General features: G+C 45.7%; 20 protein-coding genes. 12 read left to right on the forward strand and 8 right to left on the reverse strand.

The window, feature by feature from the left end:
* Positions 1–3 precede the first annotated feature (3 nt).
* The 7 genes from I5M27_RS05135 to I5M27_RS05165 all read left to right on the forward strand — a co-directional run bounded on the left by I5M27_RS05135 (position 4) and on the right by I5M27_RS05165 (position 7152).
* Complete coding sequence (locus tag I5M27_RS05135) at positions 4–2907, forward strand: ligand-binding sensor domain-containing protein (protein WP_200505106.1); 2904 nt, start codon at positions 4–6, stop codon at positions 2905–2907.
* On the forward strand, positions 2904–3668 hold the full coding sequence (locus I5M27_RS05140; protein ID WP_200505107.1) for a LytR/AlgR family response regulator transcription factor: 765 nt from the start codon (positions 2904–2906) through the stop codon (positions 3666–3668). The genes I5M27_RS05135 and I5M27_RS05140 overlap by 4 nt, the downstream gene beginning before the upstream one ends.
* A 423-nt stretch (positions 3669–4091) precedes the next feature.
* Positions 4092–4820, forward strand: a complete 729-nt coding sequence (locus I5M27_RS05145; RefSeq protein WP_200505108.1) for a c-type cytochrome domain-containing protein — start codon at positions 4092–4094, stop codon at positions 4818–4820.
* A 9-nt stretch (positions 4821–4829) separates the two neighbouring features.
* A complete protein-coding gene (locus tag I5M27_RS05150; protein ID WP_200505109.1) occupies positions 4830–5198 on the forward strand; it encodes a c-type cytochrome in 369 nt (122 codons plus the stop codon).
* Between the two features lie 13 nt (positions 5199–5211).
* Positions 5212–5631 carry an OB-fold protein gene (locus I5M27_RS05155; protein WP_200505110.1) on the forward strand — a complete coding sequence of 140 codons (420 nt, stop codon included), beginning with the start codon at positions 5212–5214 and terminating at the stop codon, positions 5629–5631.
* 55 nt (positions 5632–5686) lie between these two features.
* Positions 5687–6247 (forward strand): YceI family protein, encoded by a 561-nt coding sequence (locus I5M27_RS05160; RefSeq protein ID WP_200505111.1) that lies wholly within the window; start codon positions 5687–5689, stop codon positions 6245–6247.
* Between the two features lie 8 nt (positions 6248–6255).
* Positions 6256–7152 (forward strand): DUF5777 family beta-barrel protein, encoded by an 897-nt coding sequence (locus I5M27_RS05165; protein ID WP_234462405.1) that lies wholly within the window; start codon positions 6256–6258, stop codon positions 7150–7152.
* Between the two features lie 88 nt (positions 7153–7240).
* Here the strand turns inward: I5M27_RS05165 and I5M27_RS05170 are convergent, their stop codons facing one another.
* The 6 genes from I5M27_RS05170 to sucC all read right to left on the reverse strand — a co-directional run bounded on the left by I5M27_RS05170 (position 7241) and on the right by sucC (position 12212).
* A complete protein-coding gene (locus I5M27_RS05170; RefSeq protein WP_200505112.1) occupies positions 7241–7618 on the reverse strand; it encodes a VOC family protein in 378 nt (125 codons plus the stop codon).
* Positions 7619–7673: 55 nt separating this feature from the next.
* Positions 7674–8504, reverse strand: a complete 831-nt coding sequence (locus tag I5M27_RS05175) for a carboxypeptidase-like regulatory domain-containing protein (protein ID WP_200505113.1) — start codon at positions 8502–8504, stop codon at positions 7674–7676.
* Between the two features lie 147 nt (positions 8505–8651).
* Positions 8652–9257: a hypothetical protein gene (locus tag I5M27_RS05180; RefSeq protein WP_200505114.1), complete on the reverse strand. Its 606-nt coding sequence runs from the start codon at positions 9255–9257 to the stop codon at positions 8652–8654.
* A gap of 19 nt (positions 9258–9276) precedes the next feature.
* The gene (locus I5M27_RS05185) at positions 9277–9924 is read right to left on the reverse strand and encodes a hypothetical protein (protein ID WP_200505115.1); all 648 of its coding nucleotides are present in this window, start codon (positions 9922–9924) and stop codon (positions 9277–9279) included.
* A 245-nt stretch (positions 9925–10169) separates the two neighbouring features.
* Positions 10170–10820 (reverse strand): hypothetical protein, encoded by a 651-nt coding sequence (locus I5M27_RS05190; protein ID WP_200505116.1) that lies wholly within the window; start codon positions 10818–10820, stop codon positions 10170–10172.
* Positions 10821–11009: 189 nt separating this feature from the next.
* On the reverse strand, positions 11010–12212 hold the full coding sequence (sucC, locus tag I5M27_RS05195) for an ADP-forming succinate--CoA ligase subunit beta (RefSeq protein WP_200505117.1): 1203 nt from the start codon (positions 12210–12212) through the stop codon (positions 11010–11012).
* 214 nt (positions 12213–12426) lie between these two features.
* Between sucC and I5M27_RS05200 the strand changes: the two genes are divergently transcribed.
* On the forward strand, positions 12427–15399 hold the full coding sequence (locus I5M27_RS05200) for a CHAT domain-containing protein (protein ID WP_200505118.1): 2973 nt from the start codon (positions 12427–12429) through the stop codon (positions 15397–15399).
* A gap of 131 nt (positions 15400–15530) precedes the next feature.
* Here the strand turns inward: I5M27_RS05200 and I5M27_RS05205 are convergent, their stop codons facing one another.
* Both I5M27_RS05205 and I5M27_RS05210 read right to left on the reverse strand, forming a co-directional pair.
* Positions 15531–16259: a hypothetical protein gene (locus I5M27_RS05205; protein WP_200505119.1), complete on the reverse strand. Its 729-nt coding sequence runs from the start codon at positions 16257–16259 to the stop codon at positions 15531–15533.
* Between the two features lie 57 nt (positions 16260–16316).
* Positions 16317–16859, reverse strand: coding sequence for an RNA polymerase sigma factor (locus I5M27_RS05210; RefSeq protein WP_200505120.1), 543 nt, complete (start codon positions 16857–16859; stop codon positions 16317–16319).
* 198 nt (positions 16860–17057) lie between these two features.
* On the opposite strand from I5M27_RS05210, the gene I5M27_RS05215 reads away from it, so the two are divergent.
* The 4 genes from I5M27_RS05215 to I5M27_RS05230 all read left to right on the forward strand — a co-directional run bounded on the left by I5M27_RS05215 (position 17058) and on the right by I5M27_RS05230 (position 19528).
* Entirely contained in the window at positions 17058–17288 is a 231-nt protein-coding gene (locus I5M27_RS05215; RefSeq protein WP_200505121.1) for a hypothetical protein, read from the forward strand.
* 32 nt (positions 17289–17320) lie between these two features.
* Positions 17321–17485, forward strand: coding sequence for a hypothetical protein (locus I5M27_RS05220; RefSeq protein WP_200505122.1), 165 nt, complete (start codon positions 17321–17323; stop codon positions 17483–17485).
* Positions 17486–17545: 60 nt separating this feature from the next.
* The gene (locus I5M27_RS05225) at positions 17546–18217 is read left to right on the forward strand and encodes an ABC transporter ATP-binding protein (protein WP_200505123.1); all 672 of its coding nucleotides are present in this window, start codon (positions 17546–17548) and stop codon (positions 18215–18217) included.
* 489 nt (positions 18218–18706) lie between these two features.
* A complete protein-coding gene (locus I5M27_RS05230) occupies positions 18707–19528 on the forward strand; it encodes a hypothetical protein (RefSeq protein ID WP_234462406.1) in 822 nt (273 codons plus the stop codon).
* Positions 19529–19659: the final 131 nt, after the last annotated feature.

Below are 19659 nucleotides of genomic sequence, written 5' to 3' on the forward strand. Positions count from 1 at the left end.
CCGATGCCGGTTTTTCGCCTGTTTCTGCTGTTTTTTTTACTCCGGTCGCTTGCGGTTTCGGGGCAGGAACTGCATTTCAATACGCGCACGTTTGAACACAACAACGAACCGCTGAAAGTAAAAAAGCTGTATCAGGATGCAGCCGGATTTGTGTGGCTGGGCACCGCGCAGGGGCTTTTTCAATACGATGGCTTTGAAACCAAACCGGTATTCCCGGAAAATTCAGGTCAGGCCATTCCTCCGGTTTCTGCGCTTTTCCAGGACAAGCATAAACGCCTTTGGGTGGGCTGCGAAAACGGGGAAATTTACCGCCTGCATCAGCAGAAGTTAACGCCCTTTAAACCGCAAAAGCACGCTCCCAAATCGGCGGTTTTAGCCATGCAGGAAGACGCGAACGGTTTTATCTGGCTGGCCACTTACGGCGATGGTTTGTACTGCTGGAAACAAAAGTTACTTTCCCGGTTCAATACCCAGACCGGTCTACCGGACGATTACGTGTACGCGCTCACAGCCGACCAAAAAGGAAATATCTGGGCCGGAACCGACCGGGGAATTGCTATCTGTAATTTCAGCACCGCTAAAAAACAGGTTTCTAAAATTGGTACCGCACAAGGCCTGCCCGATAATATTGTAACAGCGCTGGCCATTTGTCCGGGGAAGAAAACGATCTGGGCCGGCACGTATTCGGGTGGTTTTTGCCAGATAGATGCCGAAACCCGGAACGTAACGAAGTTAAAGATAGCGGAAAACTGGCCATACAGCGTGATCTCGGCCATTTTACCTACCACGGCCAGCGCCGCCCTGATCGCCACCCATAACCACGGCCTATTCGAATTTGATGGGGCGGAGCCGGAAAAAATGGTATGGGTGGAAGGCGAAAAACCGGCCGGCTTTAAAATTTCTGACCTGCTTTACGATGCGGAAGGTTCGGTTTGGGTAGCGGGTAATACTTCCGGAATCCGGCTGGCAAAACCAGCGCTGCGCTTTCTCAAATTCCCGGAAAAGCAAACGGCGGCAGGCGTGCTGGCAGTGCTGCCCGATAAAAAAGGCAATATCTGGTTCAGTACCGACGAAGGTCTTTTCTGCGCCCGGAAACAAAACCACGGTTTCAATATAGAACCCGCGTTTTCGGGCTTGCCCTTTCAGGAATTTAAGGTGATCAGTCTGTACGAAGATGCGCAGCAGTTTTTGTGGGTAGGCACCTTTGGCGGCGGCGTTTTCAGAATAGATCCGGAAACCGGAAAAGCCACTCAGTTCACCGAAAAGAACGGGCTGGTAAACGACAACGTGCTTTCCATTGCCGGTTCCGGAAACGAGATCTGGCTGGCAACCCTGGGTGGGGCCTCGCGGTGTAAACTTAAAAACAACCCCGAAGCCTCCCTCCAGTTCCAGAACTATAACCAGCACGACGGCATCGGGTTCAATTACATTTACCAGGTTTTTATAGACAGCAAAAAGCGCGTGTGGTTTGCCACCGACGGAAAGGGTTTAACCAAATTAGAGCACGGCCGCTTCACCAATTATGCCGAAAAAGAAGGCCTAACTTCCCGCACCGTTTATTCCCTGGCCGAAACCCGGGACGGAAACTTATGGGTAAGCACGCCCAAAAGCGGCTTGTTCCGGTTCGATAACCAGCGATTTGTAAATTTCAGTACGCCGGAAGGTTTGCGCGACCTCAACATAAACGCCTTACAAACCGATAATTTCGGCAATTTGCTGGTGCTGCACCAGAAAGGCCTCGATATTTTAGATCCGGAAACCGGGAAAATGCGCAGCCTGGGTTCGGAAAGCGGGTTGCAGCAAATGGGGCAGGACCTGAACACCATGGCCAAAGCAGCCGACGGAACGGTATGGTTTGGGGCGCAAAAAGTGCTGGTGGCTTATAAACCGGTTAAGGCGCAGGTGGCGGATCAGCCTAAGACCAACATTACCAGCGTGCAGCTTTTTTTGAAACCGGTTTCTGCTATTTCCAATACTGCCTTTGCGCACGACGAAAACCACATTTCCTTTGAGTATGCCGGGCTTTGGTTTCAGCAGCCGGAAGAAGTAAGTTACCGCTTAAAGCTGGAAGGCTACGACCGCGAATGGACAGTTTCGAATAACCGCAGCATCACGTATCCTAAACTGCCACCCGGAAGTTATACTTTTAAAGTCAGCGCTTCGGCCACCGGCAACTTTGAAAATGCGCCGGTGCAAACGTATCCGTTTCAGGTGCAGCGGCCTTTCTGGAATACGGCCTGGTTTTATTTGCTCAGTTTTGCGGCGGGCGGCGGTTTGCTGTTCGGTTTTATTAAAAGCCGCGAAAAACGCCTGAAAAAAGCCGAGCGCCTGGAAAAAGATAAAGTTACGTTCCAGTTCGAAACACTTAAAAACCAGGTAAATCCTCATTTTCTGTTCAACAGTTTTAACACGCTCATCGGCATTATTGAAGACGACCGGGAAGCGGCGGTGGAATACGTGGAAAAGCTTTCCGATTTCTTTCGTAACATTCTGGTATACCGCGAAAAAGATACCATTACGCTGGCCGAAGAACTGGAGCTGGTGCAACATTATTACTTTTTACAACAAAAACGCTACGGTTCTAATCTGGCTTTAGAGATCATTGTTTCTGCGAACGAACGCGAATTACTTATTGCGCCGCTAACCCTGCAGCTGCTCGTTGAAAATGCCATCAAACACAACGTGGTTTCCCGCAGTAAGCCGTTAACCGTGCAACTCTTTACCGAAGCGGGCGATTACCTGGTGGTGCGCAATACCCTGCAGAAGAAAAAAATGCCTGAACAATCCACCGGTATCGGGCTGGCGAATATATGTAAGCGCTATGCCATTTTAACCCGAAAACCGGTACAGATCATAGAAAACGCTATGGTTTTTGAAGTGAAAATTCCCTTAATTTCCGCAGTATGAAGGTATTCCTGATAGAAGATGAAGAAGTGGCGGCAGCCCGTATGGAGAAACTTTTACGCCAGCTCGACCCCGATCTGCACATTGCCGGCGTGGCCGACAGCATTGAAAGTTCGGTGGACTGGCTGCGGCAAAACCCGGCGCCGGACCTTATTTTTTCGGATATTCATTTAGCTGACGGCTCGAGCTTCGAGATTTTTAAGGAAGTGGAAGTTACCGCGCCGGTTATTTTTACCACCGCCTTCGACCAGTATGCGCTCGATGCTTTTAAAGTGAACAGCATCGATTATTTGCTCAAACCGGTAAAGCTGGCGGAGCTGGAAAAAAGCCTGGATAAATGGAAGAAACTGCGTTCGCATAACTCCAATCCGGTAATTGATTACCAACAGCTTTTGCAGGCTTTAAAACCAACTCAACAGCATTTCCAGAAACGCCTGGTGATCCGCTACGGCCCGCATATAAAAACCGTGGAAGTAGCCGACGTGGCTTATTTTTTCACCCAGGAAAAAGTGACCTTCCTGTGCACCTTCGAAGGAAAAAAACTGCCCGTAGATTCTACGCTCGATGAACAGGAAAAAGAACTTGATCCATCCGTGTTTTTCCGCATCAACCGCCAGTTCATCATCAACGTGCGCGCCATCGGCAACATGATCAGCTATTCCAAATCACGCGTGAAAATCGAGCTCAACCCGGCCTCCGATATCGAAACCATTGTCAGCACTGAACGCTCCGCCACGTTTAAGAACTGGCTTACCGGAAAGTAAGAATTGTTAATTGTTGATTGATTTTTTTAAGCACTGTCATCCTGAAAAAGAGTTAGCGCGAATGTCCGAAACCCGCAAACATTGATTAGAAGAGGCTTGAATCTGTATAACTGCAACGCTAACGCAGCTTAATAAAAAAGATAAACGCATCCGTTGAGAATAAATAAATCAACAATCAATAATCAACAATCAATAAAGCCGGTTCAGTTGCCACTTTTTCCCGTTCGGCGAAATTTGTTTTTTTCAGGTGATAATAGCCGCTTATTTAGCCGTAGAAATCACCAGAACAGGTTTCCGAATGATGATGGATGAATCCCAATTTCCGGCGGCTGAGAGAATGAGCGGCCGCCGGATTTTGGCCGGTTTATGATCGGAAAAATGAGTAAATTAGAACTGGCAAAAACTGAATCTGCAAACTGCCCGATGAAAGGAATTTTACTGCGATATACCCGTTTTACCTGCTTGCTTTGGCTTGGCTTTTTACTGGCCTGTAAACATGAAATCCCCGTACAGCCGGCGCCGGAAAATCCCGGAAATCCGGGCGGCAATAACCCGATAGATACCGGGCAGCCCTGCGATCCGAACACCGTTTATTTTCAGCGCGACGTATTGCCCATTCTGCTTTCGAATTGTACCATGAGCGGCTGCCATAATGCAACGGACCGGGAAGATGACGTAGTGCTGGATAATTATGCGAACGTAATGGCCACGGCCGATGTAAGACCCGGAAATGCCAGCGGCAGCGATCTGTTTGAAGTGCTGGTAGAAGATGATGAAGACAAGCGTATGCCGTACGGAATGAATAAGCTTCCGGCGGCCCAGATCGCAATTATTCAAACCTGGATAAACCAGGGCGCTAAGAACGAAATTTGTGGCACGAATGCCTGCGATACTGCTTCAGTTACCTATTCGGCCGTGATAAAACCGCTGGTTCAGACCAATTGCTCCGGCTGCCACAACAATAGCTTGGCTTCAGGCGGTTATAATTTCAGTACGCACAGCGGACTGGCCGTGGCCGCCAACAATGGCAAACTGGTAGGCGCGGTTTCACACGCTGCCGGTTTTAAACCAATGCCGCAAGGCGGAAAACTAACCGATTGCCAGATCGCGCAGATCAGAAAATGGGTGAGCTTAGGCGCACTTAATAATTAAAAGAACTTCATGAAAAAATATATTCTGGGCTTGCTGCTAAGCGGAACGTGCCTTTTTTCGGGCTGCTATTACGACGTGGAAAGTGAACTCTACCCCAAAGATCCGAACCAAACCTGCGACACCCTGAACGTGGGGTACCAGGCGCGCATCGAGCCGATCATAAAAAGCAATTGCGTAGCCTGCCACACCGGCAGCGGCGCGGGCGGTAACGTGAGTCTGGATTCTTACCAGGGCGTAAGGGATGCCACAATCAACCGGAATTTGTACGGTGCGGTGTCGCATACATCGAATAAACCCATGCCGCAGGGCGGAAACAAACTGCCCGACTGCGATATTAACGCCATAAAAAAGTGGATCGATAATGGTCATCCGCAATAAGCTGAAGAACAAAATGAAAAAGAAATATTATCTGATCGCGGCAGTCTTGCTCCTGATGCTGGTTGCATTCGGGGCTTACTACCAGTACAATAAGCCAGCCCGCAATCTGGCCAATGAATCAGCCGATCTGAGTTTACCGGCAACGGAACTTTACCGCCAATTTTCTGAAAATGAAGCGGGTGCCAATCAGCAGTATTTAGACAAGGTGATTCAGGTGAAAGGCGTTCTGCAGAACGTAAGCCGCGGCAACGATGGCTCCCTGAACCTGACCCTGGACACCGGCAGCCCGATGGGCGGCGTAACCTGCGAAATACCGGGCACGAATATTCCCGAAGGACTGAGTCTGAAAACCGGCCGCGAAATGACCGTGAAAGGGCAGTGTACCGGATTTTTAATGGATGTGGTGCTGGTAAAGTGCGTAGTTGTGCAGTAAGTTGTAAAGCTTCAAACCATACCGTTTTATTTAATTTCACTTAAATTTTACCAAAATGAGATCTACTTTTTTAACCTTGCTTTTCAGTGGCGTGCTGGCCATTTCCAGTGCTTTCGCCCAGGATAAATATTTTACCAAAAACGGCCAGGTTTCCTTCTTTTCCAGCACGCCCATGGAAAACATTGAAGCCAGCAACAACAATGCAACCAGCGTGATAGATGCGAAAACCGGTAAAATGGAATTTGCCATTCTCATGAAAGCCTTCAAGTTTGAAAAAGCCCTGATGGAAGAGCATTTTAACGAAAACTACGTGGAGTCGGGCAAGTATCCGAAAGCCACTTTTGCCGGCAACATTACCAATCTGAGCGGGGTAGATTTCAGCAAGAACGGCACTTACAAAGTGAACGTGAAAGGTAAAATGACCATTCACGGCGTAACCAAAGACGTGGAAGCGCCGGGCACCATTACCGTAGAAAACGGCAAAGTGAAAGCCAATTCGGTTTTTAATGTGGCGCCGGAAGATTATAAGATCGAGATCCCGAAACTGGTGCGCGAGAAAATTGCGAAAGAAATTAAAGTAACCGTAAATATGGATTACCAGGCCCTGAAAAGCTAACCGCCCCTATGAAGAGCTTCCGGAAATTCTTTTTGCTTGCCCTTACTTTTTTTGCCGTTTTGCCTACTGTTTTTGCGCAGGACGATCTGCTTTCATTAATTGAAGACGATAAACCGACTACCGAGTTTGCCAAAGCCAGCTTTAAAACCACGCGCGTGATCAACAGTCAGTCGCTGGAAAATACCGCGTCCGGCGTGCTCGATATGAAAATTTCGCACCGTTTCGGCCCTCTTAACGGCGGCGCTTATGAGCTTTTCGGCTTAGATGCAGCTACCATCCGGATCGGCCTGGATTACGGCATTTCGAAGCATTTAATGGTAGGCGTGGGCCGGAGCTCGGTGCAGAAAACCTACGATGGCTTCCTGAAAATGAAACTGTTGCGGCAAAGCAGCGGCGCCCGGAGCATGCCTGTTACGGTTATCTGGTTTTCCGGCATGGCTCTGAATTCTTTAAAGTGGCAAAACCCGGAACGCAACAATTATTTCAGTTCGCGTTTGGCTTACACGCATCAGCTTATTTTCGGCCGCAAGTTCTCCGAAGGCTTTACGCTGCAGTTTATGCCAACCTTGGTGCACCGCAACTTAACGGCAACTGACGCCGAAAAGCACGATGTAATTGCCATTGGTGTAGCCGGTCGCCAGAAATTAACCCGCCGCTTGGCCATAAACGCCGAATATTATTATGTACTGCCCGACCAGATTGCTGAAAATATGCGCAATTCCCTGGCCATTGGTTTTGATATTGAGACTGGCGGGCACGTTTTTCAGCTGCATTTTACCAACTCCACCGCCATGGTAGAAAAAGGTTTTATTACCGAAACCGACGGGAATTGGTTTGATGGCGATATTCGTTTCGGCTTTAATATTTCCCGCGTTTTTACCATTAAGCAAAGCAACAAAGATTAGTTTTAGTGCAAAAAACGCTATGGTTTTGAGCCAAAAAACTAAAATGCCTGACCAAGAAATTGGTCAGGCATTTTTAGTTTTTTGGGTTTCAGATTTTCTCCGCAAAAGCCAGCACATGTCCATCCGGATCAGCAACGTAACCAACGGTATGTCCCCAATCACGCGGCTGCATCGCGCTGATCATTTTACCGCCATTTCGCGCCGCACGTTCACAAACTTCAGCAGCATTTTCCTGGAACAAATAAAGTTCGCAACGCGGAATGCCGTTTCCGGAAGCAGGGTGGGGAAGGCGCTCGCCCAAAATTTTTGCTATTCCGTTTTCGGGCATCAAACCAAGTTTGCAGGTTTCGCTCAGGTCAAATTCCGTCATGCCGGACACATCTAAGGACGGCGTTTTTTGTAGCACATTCGTGTAAAATGCTTTGCTGCGGTTTTGGTCAGAAACGTAAAGAATAAATTCTATCATGAGTAAGGCCGGAGTTTTAAGAACTGAAAAGATAGCGTTTTTTGCTTTCTGCTCTTCATTTTTCGTGCACAACGGTAGCCCAGAAACCAAGCCCGGCCGGTACTTCAAACCAATTGCCATGGCTGGTTTTACGGCCGTAACTATCGGAATTAAAGAAACCGGCACTGAAATATAATCCGCGTTGCCCGTAATCTTTTATCCATTCCAGAGTGAGCAGGCAATCGGAATCAATGTAAATATTTTTGTCGGAGAGATCCAGGGTAAGGGTACCGAAATCGCCACTGAAATCCGTATAAAGCGGTTCTTTCAATAGGTTTTCGCCGATCTTTCCATCTTTAAAAGCATACATATTCACCCTGAAAAATACGTTATTATAGCTGTTATTAGCAATGTTGAAGTTTACGTTTTCTACCTTGCCGGGCTTTTTCTTATTGTAGCGCAAAACCGTTCCCACTTCCGAACCCAGATCGTTTGACGTAAAACCCGCCGACATAAACTTCGAATCGGTGGTGTTGCCGGCCGTGATCGTTTTGGTTTTGCGCGGTTTAATAACTACTTCCTGCAAATTGCGGGTTTGAGGCTGCAGCAAAATAGTGCCGTTTCCCTGCGTTAGTTTACTTTCAAAATCAGGCACCGAAAACAAACGGCTTTCATAACCCAGCATCGAAACTTTCAGTGTATCGCCGGAACGGGCTTTTTCGGTGTTCAAAACAAAATTACCATGTTCGTTTGCTACCGTTCCGGCATCGCGGTGCAGAATGCCAATGCTGGCAAATTCAACGGGTTGCTTCGTTTGCGCATCCAGAATCCGGCCTTGTAAGGTTTGGGCTTGTAACGAAAGCGAGTAAAATAAGGCAACCAGAAAGGTAGGAAACAGCTTTTTCATAAACTGGGAATTTTAATGATCATGGGCTTTGCAGAGAAGATGCCGTTTTTACCAGTTTGGTTGTATGAAGCAGGAAAGATTGTTTGAAACGCTATCGTTTTGACGAGTAAAAGTAGAAACGTTCAATCTGGACGTTTCTGTTAATGTTTAATGTCTGATAATGGCCGGAATAACAATTAAAGTTAACGTAGCTGAAACCACAACGCCAATGCCAAAATTCGTCCAGACTTGTTCCTGTTTTTTCTTGTGGGCTCTTTCGCCGTAGCCATTTACATAAGCTCGTTGCGAAAAGAGTATTTCCGATGGATAATTCAGATTATTTTTAGTAGGTCTGCAACTTGAAGTACTAATAGCTACGACCAGGCCAGCCGGTGGAAAAAGTAGTGTGGAAATGAACGTACCCGTAGCTGCTCCTTTATAAGCCTGGTAATATTTTTTCGCATCCAGCCGGCCAAGCTTCTGTAGGCTGTCGGGAGAAATATTTTTCGATTTTAAGGCTCTGATCGCCTCTTCTTTTTCAATGTTTTTTGCCCCATAAACAACCTTCGAACCATTCGCATATTTTATCATAAAGATCTCGGCTTTTGGAATGGTAAAAACCGAATCGCTACGTTCATACATAATGGCTGTTTGGGTTACTTCCTTAATTCTTACAACTATATCGCGGCCGGTTTTGGTCGTGATCAGGTCCTGCGAAAAGGCTTCCGGAAGTAGAAAGAGCAAACAGAAAAATAAGAATAAACGGATTTTCATGAGCAGGGAATAGAAAAAATTACTGCTGGTTGGCCGACAGGATAATAAAGTTTAGCACTACCAGCGAACCAAAACCAATCCCGAAGTTTTTCCAGACTTTGCCGGATTTTATTTTTTTAGCTTTCTGCTCGTAGCCCTTCGCATATTCGCGCTGCGAGAACATAGCGGCATCCGGATAATCTAAATTGTTGCGTGAAGGCGGCGTAACCGAAGTGCCAATTGCCGTGACGAGGCCGGCTGGCATAAACAAAATTGTAGTCAGTAAAGTGGCGGTGCCGGCGCCCTTGTAACCTTTATAATACAAATTCGCATCGTTGCGTCCTTTTAGGAGCAGGTTTTCGCCGGTTGCTTTATCTGCAACCGGCGCCGGCGCATTTACCCGGGCCGGCGCCGAAACGGCCGGCAGTTGCTGTAATTCGTTTGCCGGATTGTTTTCCTGAAAAACCTCCTTGGTGCCGTTTTCATACCGGATCATAAAAATGGAAGTTACCGGCAGCACTACCATTACGTCTGGCAATTCTTTGCGGGTATAACGTACTTCCGTAGCCGAAATTTCCTTTACTTTCCCCTGGATCTCGTCGCCGTTCCGCTTAATAATAGTGTCCTGGCAAAAAGCTTGCTGAAGAAACAGGACTGCAAAGCATAAAATAGCAAGAAGCTTTTTCATATTAAATAAAGTTTAAAGAGTCCTTAACCGCTCAGAAAGTTGTGACTGGGGTCTGAAAAACTGGATGAAATTTGCAGAAAGGTATTTGTTGCAAAATAACAACGAAAGTTTGTGTTATCAAATTTTCGTTGTTGAAAATAAGTACCAATGCTGATTTTTATTTTTGCGGCAATCCGCAGGCAGAACTGTAAAAGTTTAAGGCAAAAAAACGCTATGGTTTTAACCACCAAAACTATGGCTAACCATTATTGCCGCGATACATAGAGAATAGCAAGGCCCAAAGCCGTCCCAAAACCTGCCCCGAAATTGCTCCACACTTTCTTTGATTTTATTTTCCGGGCGTTGCCGTGGTAGCCCCGCACATATTCCGGGTTTTTGCCCAGGCTCGCATCCGGATAAGTAAAATTGCGGGCTTTGGGTGGGGTAGAGGCTGTGGAAATGGCGGTTACCATTCCTGCCGGCCAGAAAAGAAAAGAAGAAATAAAGGTATATGTTCCGGCTTCTTTATACCCTTTATAGTAAATACTGGCGTCGGCTTTACCCAGCGTATAAAGTTCTTTTAAGGTAAGCGTGTCGGCCCGGTTGAATGCGTTCGTTGCCGGTTTCCCGGAAGCGGTCAGCGGAAAATTTGCTTTCGGTTCGGGAGAAGGTTCCGGTAAAACCGGGTTTAGAAATAACTGCGAACCGTTTTCGTATTTTATCAGGTGTATATCCGTTTTAGCCATGGAATAAACCGCCGTTGTATTATCCGTCTTTTTATACCGGATAGTTTGTTCCGTTTCGCTTTCAATTTTCGCATGAAAGGCAATTCCCCTGATGGTAGTAATTACGTCCTGGCCAAATGAGCAGGAAACTTGCAGTAAGAACAGGAAAAGACTCAGAAAAAAAGACTTCATTGTTTGGTAGTAGGAATCAGGCCGGGACCAAGCGTTAATAAAGAAAAAGTTCGTTAATTATCGTTTCAAAGATAACATTTGTTGATTGTTTTAAAACCATAGTTGAATAAATTTGGAGTAGAGGTAACAAAAAAGCCTTCCTCATTGCTGAGGAAGGCTTTTAAAACGGTATGCTTTTCAGCTTAAAAACTAAGCGTTTACGCTTTCAATTACTTCTTTTACTTTCTGAGCAGCATCTTTCAGCAACACGGCAGAAGAAACTTTCAGACCAGATTCGTCGATGATACGCGCGCCTTCTTCGGCATTGGTACCCTGCAGACGAACAATGATCGGAACTTCAATGTTGCCGATGTTTTTGTAAGCTTCAACCACACCGTTAGCAACGCGGTCGCAACGCACAATACCACCGAAAATGTTGATCAGGATCGCTTTCACGTTCGGATCTTTCAGGATAATGCGGAAACCAGCTTCTACGGTCTTCGCGTTTGCTCCACCCCCTACGTCCAGGAAGTTAGCCGGCTCGCCGCCCGAAAGTTTGATGATATCCATGGTAGCCATAGCAAGGCCAGCGCCGTTCACCATGCAACCCACGTTTCCGTCCAGTTTTACATAGTTCAGGTTATGCTCGCCCGCTTCCACTTCCAAAGGATCTTCTTCGGTAATATCGCGCAGGTCAGCCAGGTCTTTGTGGCGGTACAGAGCGTTATCGTCTAAGTCAACTTTAGCGTCTACGGCTAAAATTTTATTGTCAGAAGTTTTCAGAACCGGGTTGATTTCGAACATCGAAGAATCGGTTTCTACATAAGCTTTGTAAAGCGCCGTGATGAATTTCACCATTTCTTTAAAAGCCTCGCCTTCCAGACCAAAGTTGAAAGCAATTTTGCGCGCCTGAAAACCCTGTAAACCAACTACCGGGCTGATATATTCTTTAAAGATCTTATCCGGCGTGTGCTCAGCAACCTCTTCAATATCCATACCGCCTTCGGTAGAATACATGATCACGTTCTGGCCCGTAGCCCGGTCTAATAAAATAGAAACGTAGAATTCTTTGGTTTCAGAAACACCCGGATAGTAAACATCCTGCGCTACGAGTACTTTATGTACATTTTTGCCTTCAGGGCCGGTCTGGTGCGTTACCAGATTCATGCCAATGATCTGGCCGGCAATTTCTTTTACCTGCTCCAGGTTTTTAGCCAGCTTTACCCCGCCGCCTTTACCGCGTCCACCTGCGTGGATCTGCGCTTTAATTACGTGCCAGCCGGTGCCGGTTTCTTCAGTTAAACGTTTAGCCGCTTCTACAGCTTCTTCAGCTGTGCTGGCAACAATGCCTTCCTGAATCCGAACGCCGTAGCGCTTCAGAATTTCTTTTCCCTGATATTCGTGTATGTTCATGAGTACAGTTTAATGGTCGCACGAAAGTAAGGCTTTCCGGTTTTATTTTCAAATTCCGCAGCTTTTTTAATTCCGAAACTGCTATTTATTGTGTGAACTTATTTAAATTATTGCAGCAATTAAGATATTGGTTCAATATTAGAGTTTGTTAACCATATTTAATATTGCCTATTGCCGAAATCCCTTAAATTTGCATTATTATAAAGAGTACCTTATGTTTAAACAAAAATATTTTTCTGCCGGCCTGATAAAAAAACTGATCCTCGCTTTGGTTTTTTGTGGCAGCATTCTGCCGGCCAACGCAACCTTGCCGGCTAAAAAAGTGCAAAATGGAAAAACGTTATTGCTGCAAGGCCAGAAACTAATTCATAGGTTGGCAGCCGATAGTGCATATTTGGCTTTTTCCGATGCCGCCAACTTGCTTAAAGATAAATCGCCTTCAGATTATATGCAGGCCCGGATTGGACAGGCAAGTGCCCTGCTGCAAATGAAAGCTACCTTTACCTGTTATCAGCAAATGCAGGAAGATGAACAGTATTTAAAGCAGCATATCAAGCCGACCGACGAAGCTTATAGCCAGTTTTACCGGCTCAAGGGTGAATTGCACTTTAGTAACCGCGAAGTAGAAAATGCGCTTGCCGCCTGGTACCAAGCCCGCCGATTAACAGTTAAAAAATACGGTAAGAACAGCCTGCAGGCCGTTCGGGTATATACTGATCTGAGTAAATGTTACTTCGCCGGCGGCCGCAAAGATTCTTCTTTCATGTATATCTCCAAAGCGCTTCAGATTGTTAACCAGCAGCCGGAGCCTTTAAAAACAGAGGTTGCCCCAATTGTTTATGCACTTTACGGCATGCATTTCAGAAGCTTTAAATTTGAAGAAAAAAGCAGAATCAGACAAGAAGTAATCCATAAAGGAAAGAAATACCCCACAAATTCCCATGTTAATTTAGCCTATCAGGACAGTGCTGAAATGGCTGCTTTAAATCTTTATGGAAAAGAAAATCAATATTTAGCCAAAATCTATACCCATAAAGCGTTTGCGTATAGTGAAATTGTTGGGGTGGAACCTGATCTGAAAAACAAGTGGGAATTAACGAACATGAAGGTGATTCCCTACCTTAAAAAAGGGATTGAAATTTATAAGAAATATAATAACCCGGAAATAGCCTATCTTTTATTATCACTAGGCGGCACTTCTGGCGAGATAACGAAATATAAAGAATCTTCTGTTGCGGAAAACAATTTGCAAGCCCTAAAGGCCTGTTTGCCAGACTATAAGGGGACCAGCCTTTACCAGGTGCCGGTTTTGACGAATATTCAATCTGAAAATCATCTGGGACTGATCCTGGAGCATATCAGCTACTATTTCCTGGGAAAGTATAATATATCAAAAGATTTAAAAGACCTGGAAGCTTTTAATCAGTATGGTCTCAGAAGCCTGGAGTTAGCCGATTACATCCGTAAAAAGAAAGCTATTTATGCCAGCGAGGACGATGCTCCCGCCATCCTTTTTCAAAACTGGAACTATGGCTTGTCTATTGAATCTGCTCACCTGCTTTATGAAAAAACCGGAAACGAAAAATACAAACAGCAGGCTTTCAAGAATATCGAAAAATTAAAGAATGCGAATTTATTGCAGGCTGCGCTTGGCCATCAGCTGGCCAATACCCTGCAAAACTACGATGTGCTGGATAAAAACTACAAACACCTTACCGCAGAAAACTTACGCAAAGAAGAACAAGCGGAGGTTGCCCGCCGGTATGCAAGTCTTCGCCATATAGCTCCGTTTAAAAATTCTAAAGCGCAGCTGGCATTAACCCGCCGGCAAATGCAGCAATTAACCAACGAAGCCAAAGAGAAATATCCGGCGTTTTACCAGGCCAGAATAGAGCAAAACAATGCTTTAAGCCTGGAAGAAGTGCAAAAGCGGTTGCCTGATGATAAAACGGCTAAAATAAGTTACTTCCTGCATGTGAATTACACCTATGACCGGGAAGTTTACATGCTGGTAGTGCAAAAAAAGCGCTCCGACTTTATCCGGATGGAATTGCCGCAGGACTACGAGATCAAGATCGATTCGCTGGTACAGAGCATTACCAATTCCAATCTGCCGGTTTATCGGAAATTAGCTAGCCAGTTTCACGACCTGCTGGTAAAACCAGCCGATAAAGTACTGGGTAAGCAGATTGAAAAACTCATGATCATGCCCGACGGTTACCTGTGGCAGATCCCTTTCGAAACGCTGCTTACCAAACAGGTGGCTACGTCCGATTACCGGAAAATGCCTTATCTGCTTAATAAATATCATATTAGTTATCAGCATTCTTCTACCTTAAACAAGCTTAGCAACGAGTTGGCCCAGGATCAGAATAAAAAGTTTGACAAACCAATTCTGGCCATGGCGCCTTTTGCCGATAAAAGCCTGGCGGGTCAGATCGCTTCCGGAAAAATAAACCTGATGAGTGGCGAAATGACGGCCGGTACCTACGCAAAACTGCCATATACCATAGATCTGCTGCTTAAACTGCAGCAAAGAGTGAAAGGCCTGTTCCTGATCGATAAGGAAGCCACAGAAGAAAATTTTAAAGCCAATGCCGGCAATTTCAGCATCATTCACCTGGCTACACATGCCGAAACCGATATGGCTAACCCGCTGAATTCTAAGTTTCTGATGGCCAAGGGTGACCAGGAAGACGGCGAACTGCACATGAGCGAATTGCTGAACCTGGACATCAGGCCAAATCTGGCCGTGCTGAGTGCCTGCGAAACCGGAAAAGGCATGATCGACAATAAAAACGATGCGATGACAAGCCTGAGCTGGGGATTCTATTATCTGGGCTGCCCGAGTACGCTTTCTACCCTCTGGAAAGTTGATGACCGCCAGACCAGCACGGTACTTTCAAGCTTTTACGATTATCTTTTTGCCGGCAAAACCAAACAGGAAGCGCTGCAGCAAGCCAAAATTGATTTTATTGCCAAAGCCCGTACTTCCGAAGAAGCAAATCCGTTTTACTGGAGCGGCCTGGTGCTGACCGGCGATGAAGGACTGCTGCCGGTAGGCCAAAAGCCATGGTGGCAGCAAACCTGGTTTATTGCCTCTGTAATAGTGCTGGCGGTGGTGGCAGCCTGGCTTTTTTGGAAAAAGCAACGCCAGGCAGATCCGTTAAGCAAGCAATTTGCCTGATCGCCCCATTTCCATTTGTATATTAATTTGAATAAAAAAATCCGCCGCTAAAGCCATCTGGCTTTAGCGGCGGATTTTTTTAAGGTAATCGGAAAAGGTAATCGTAAGTGAAAAACGCTATGGTTTAAGGCTTAAAAACTGTTTTCAAGAATTTCAACGGAAGCTTCTTGGAATGGATGTTCTTCGTTTGCGGCCATTTTTTGGAAAACAGCCTGAGCTTCCTCTTTTTTGCCGGCCTGCCATAGGGCCATGGCGCTGTAATAATCGGCTTTCTGCCGGAAAGCGGAAGCACTTTGTTTCCGGATCGGATCTAAATAATAAAAAGCAGAATCGGAATTTTGTAGTTTCAACCAGAAAATGCCGCGGTAATAAGCCGTGGTATCGGTGGTGTTGGCCGGTAAACTGTTCAGCGCATTTTTAAACTGCCCCTGGCGGTAAAAGTTCATGGCCTGGTTGTAGGCGCTTTTGTTGTTGCTCATCAGTACGGGTAAGCCCGGATCATTTATTAAAGCAGCCTCCCAGTTATTTTCTTTTTTGTTTTGCTGGTTCCACATAAAAATTCCAGCACCAAATATTGCTGCTACCGAAGCGGCAATGCCCAGTTTACGAAAGGCAATGCGCTGGTAAAATGGTAACGAGGTATGCTGCTGAAGTTGGGCTTCGTAGATGGCCATTTGTCCTAAAAGGCGCTCCCGGTGAAAAGTCTTGATACCCGTTTTTAAGGTTTGGTAAAGCTCAAATTCAGCCATCAGGTTATTATCTATAGCCAGGCGCTGCCGGAAATCTGAAGTTTCTTTCGCGGTCATTAGTCCGCCGGCAAAACGCTCAAGATCTTCCAGGTGTGATAGTTCAGGATTCAAAATGGTATCAGTTTGCGGTTAAAAACTAAATTCAGTCAGAAAAAAATAAGCGGCTATTTACCGGGATTTAAAAATGGAGGCGAGTTTACGCATGCAGTTTGCCTTTTTTACTTTCGCTACATTATCGTTTTTATAATTCAGCGCTTGGGCAATGGCAACCATACTCAGTTCCTGAAAATAAAATAACTCCAGTATTTTCTGACAATCGCCGCCAAGTTGCGTTAACGCGGCGTGTACTTTGGCCTGCTGCTCTTTTTCCAGTTCCGGTTCGTTATCGGTTTCTAACATGTTAATATCCGGAAGCTCGTCGAGGTTAGCGTACATAACAGCTTTTTTTTTGTCTCTCAGAATCTTGTATTTCCCGATCGCAAAAAGATAGGTACGCAGGCTGCTGTTCAGAACCGCAAGTTTGCCGTTGGTTACGTTTTCGTAAAAGCTGATGAGTGTAACCTGGAACATATCCCGGGCATCCTCCTGATCTAAAGAAAATTTCCGTTCGGCCCAATCGGTAAAATCACGACGGTAAAGCGTATAGATTTCCTGCAGACAACTTTCGTCGCCGCGCTTTAACCGTTCTATAAAATCGCTGTCGTTTGCCAAGATGGTTGATAGTTGTGAAGTACTGTAGGGATGTTAATGTTTGTTACGATGAGATCTTAAGCAGGTTATGTTGTATTATTTACAATCAGGCCATTGAAAGTTTTTGCGAAATATACTAACCTTTTTTAAAAAGAAAGTATTAACCTGTTATTAAACCGCCACTCCAGCTCCAATGCATTCACTACTAACCTACAAACAATGAAAATATTATATGCCATAACCTTTTGCGCCAAAAACAAACCGGGTGCAGGCTTGTTGCAGAAAATGAAACTGGTCGCTAAAGATCAGGTAGAAGCCGTGAAATTAGCTTCCCAAAAAGCCGAAGTGCTGAATCTGGAAGTAATCCGGGTAGAAGAGCTGGAACGGGTAAAGCAGGAGGCTGTTTCCATGTTTACCGAGCCGGAATTTAAAGAAGAGTTACGGCAATGAATAAATGTTTAAATTTTTGAAAATCAAATACAATGAAAAAGTGGAGAGTGAAATTCTGGCTAAGCCGTCAAAATGTTCAGCAACAGAATCAGTTGAAAGAAGTGGTGATAAAGGTGAACAGGATCTCGGAGATCCGTCCGCAATTGCAGCTTCACTTTCCTCAATGCCAGATCACTTCAGTAGTAGAAACGGCGTAATTTGGGCTAAAGAATCCGGGCAGCGTTTTCCGGCCGATTTTTTTTAGTAAGTTTGCCATCATGACAACGCCGGAGATACTGCTGCAAGCCACTAATATTTTTAAAAACTACGGTACCCTGCCCGTACTAAAAGGCATAGACCTTTCTATTGCCAAAGGCGAAGTAGTATCTATCGTGGGGGCCTCGGGGGCTGGTAAAAGCACCTTGCTGCACATTTTAGGCACCTTAGATGCTCCCGATCAGGGCGAAGTGCATTTCTCCGGACAAGATCTGACCAAAATGAATAACGGCGATCTGGCCCGTTTCCGAAACAAGTACATCGGCTTTATTTTCCAGTTCCATAATTTACTACCCGAATTTACAGCGCTCGAAAATGCCTGTTTACCGGGGTTTCTGGCGGGCCGCCCCGAGAAAGAAGTGAAAGCGCGCGCTACCGAACTGCTGGAAATGCTGCATTTAGGCCACCGGCTGGAACATAAACCTTCCGAAATGTCGGGCGGGGAACAGCAGCGTACGGCCGTAGCCCGCGCCCTTATCAATTCGCCAGAGATCATCTTTGCTGATGAACCCAGCGGTAACCTTGATTCCAAGAACGCCAATGAACTGCACGAGATCTTTTTCCGTCTGCGCAACGAACTCAACCAAACGTTTGTAGTGGTAACCCACAACGCCGAATTAGCCGGCATGGCCGACCGCAAACTGGTAATGAAAGATGGCCACATGGTGGCGTAATTGCTGATTGCTAATTGTTGATTGCGGATTGATTTTTAGTAATTGTAACCATTTTCCATTTCTACAAACTTTCCCATTTCTACCAACGCGTCACCTTAACCTTGGTCTGTGGCTCACCGACCAAAGCAATCCTGTTTCGGGTTCAGCAAAACAAATGGTTTTAGTGCCTGAAAACTAACGGTTTATCGGTTATTCATTTCCTTTAATGGCGCTGATTTCTGACTTTGTATACTTTCCTACAGCTTAGATAGCGTATTCCCTTTTTCACACTTTTTCAGCCCGAATCCCTGGCGTTTTTCATTGCTTTGTTAATTGTTGTTAAGCGGCTGTAGGTCAATGCTTTAGTAGAAACTAAAATTTTTCTCAATGTACTTGTAACTGCCTGATTATCAGACGGATTAATTGCTTAAAAAAGCTGTAAATTTTGCACTTTTCAGTATGCCTTTCTGTTAAGAAGTAACAAACAGAAAAAGCAAAATGAATCAGGAAATGAGAGAAGATAAAATGGTAAAAAAAGCGAAGGTAGAAAGTTATGACATTTCCCGTTCGGACGAAACCATGCATTTGGCTGTTGATTTAGCCAAGTTTATAAAAGAAAATAAATTATATCAGAATATCCAGGGTAAAGAATTCGTGAATGTGGAAGGCTGGCAATATGCCGGTTCACGTTTGGGGATTTTCCCGGTAGTGGAGCACGTTACTAACATGAGCAACGAGGCCGAAATGAAATACGAAGCCAAAGTTACCTTGCTGAACGTGCGTAACGGGCAAACGGTAGGCGCAGGTTTTGCCATTTGCTCGAACAAAGAGAACGGCAAGAAATATTACCAGGAATTTGCCATTGCGTCTATGGCGCAAACGCGGGCCATTGGTAAAGCGTACCGTAATATCCTGGCCTGGATCATCCGGGCGGCGGGTTACGAACCAACGCCAGCCGAGGAAATGGATTATACCGGTGCTCCTGAAGTAAAAGCAGTAGCGCAACCAACGCTGAAAGCTGAAAAAACGGCTCCGAAAGTTGCCGCGCAGGCAGAACCGGTTACCATGAAAGCAAGCCCGGCAGAAGCCGCGCCGGCCAAACCGGAAGCACCAGCGGCAACCATAGAAGAACCGGTAATGAAATACGCTACCGCCAAGCAGAAAGAAGAAATTATCCGCCTGCTGAACAATGTAGTAATTACGCGTCAGGAGAAAACCAAAATGCTCCTAAACATCAACAAACTGGACGAAGATCGGGCTGCACAGTCTATTCAGAAACTCCGGAAAGTGATTGAAGCCCGCGAAGCACAAAATAATGCCAGCGCCGCTTAATTTTAATTGCTTCCTTTAAAAACAGCGCAGGGCGAAAGTTCTGCGCTGTTTTTTTCCTTCTTTCTTTATAATCAATAAAATTCCATCTCAAAAACGGTAGGGTTTTACGCTTCAAAACTGCCAATAAATCT

Source organism: Adhaeribacter terrigena (assembly GCF_016623615.1).
In the GTDB taxonomy this organism is placed as follows: Bacteria; Bacteroidota; Bacteroidia; order Cytophagales; family Hymenobacteraceae; genus Adhaeribacter_A; species Adhaeribacter_A terrigena.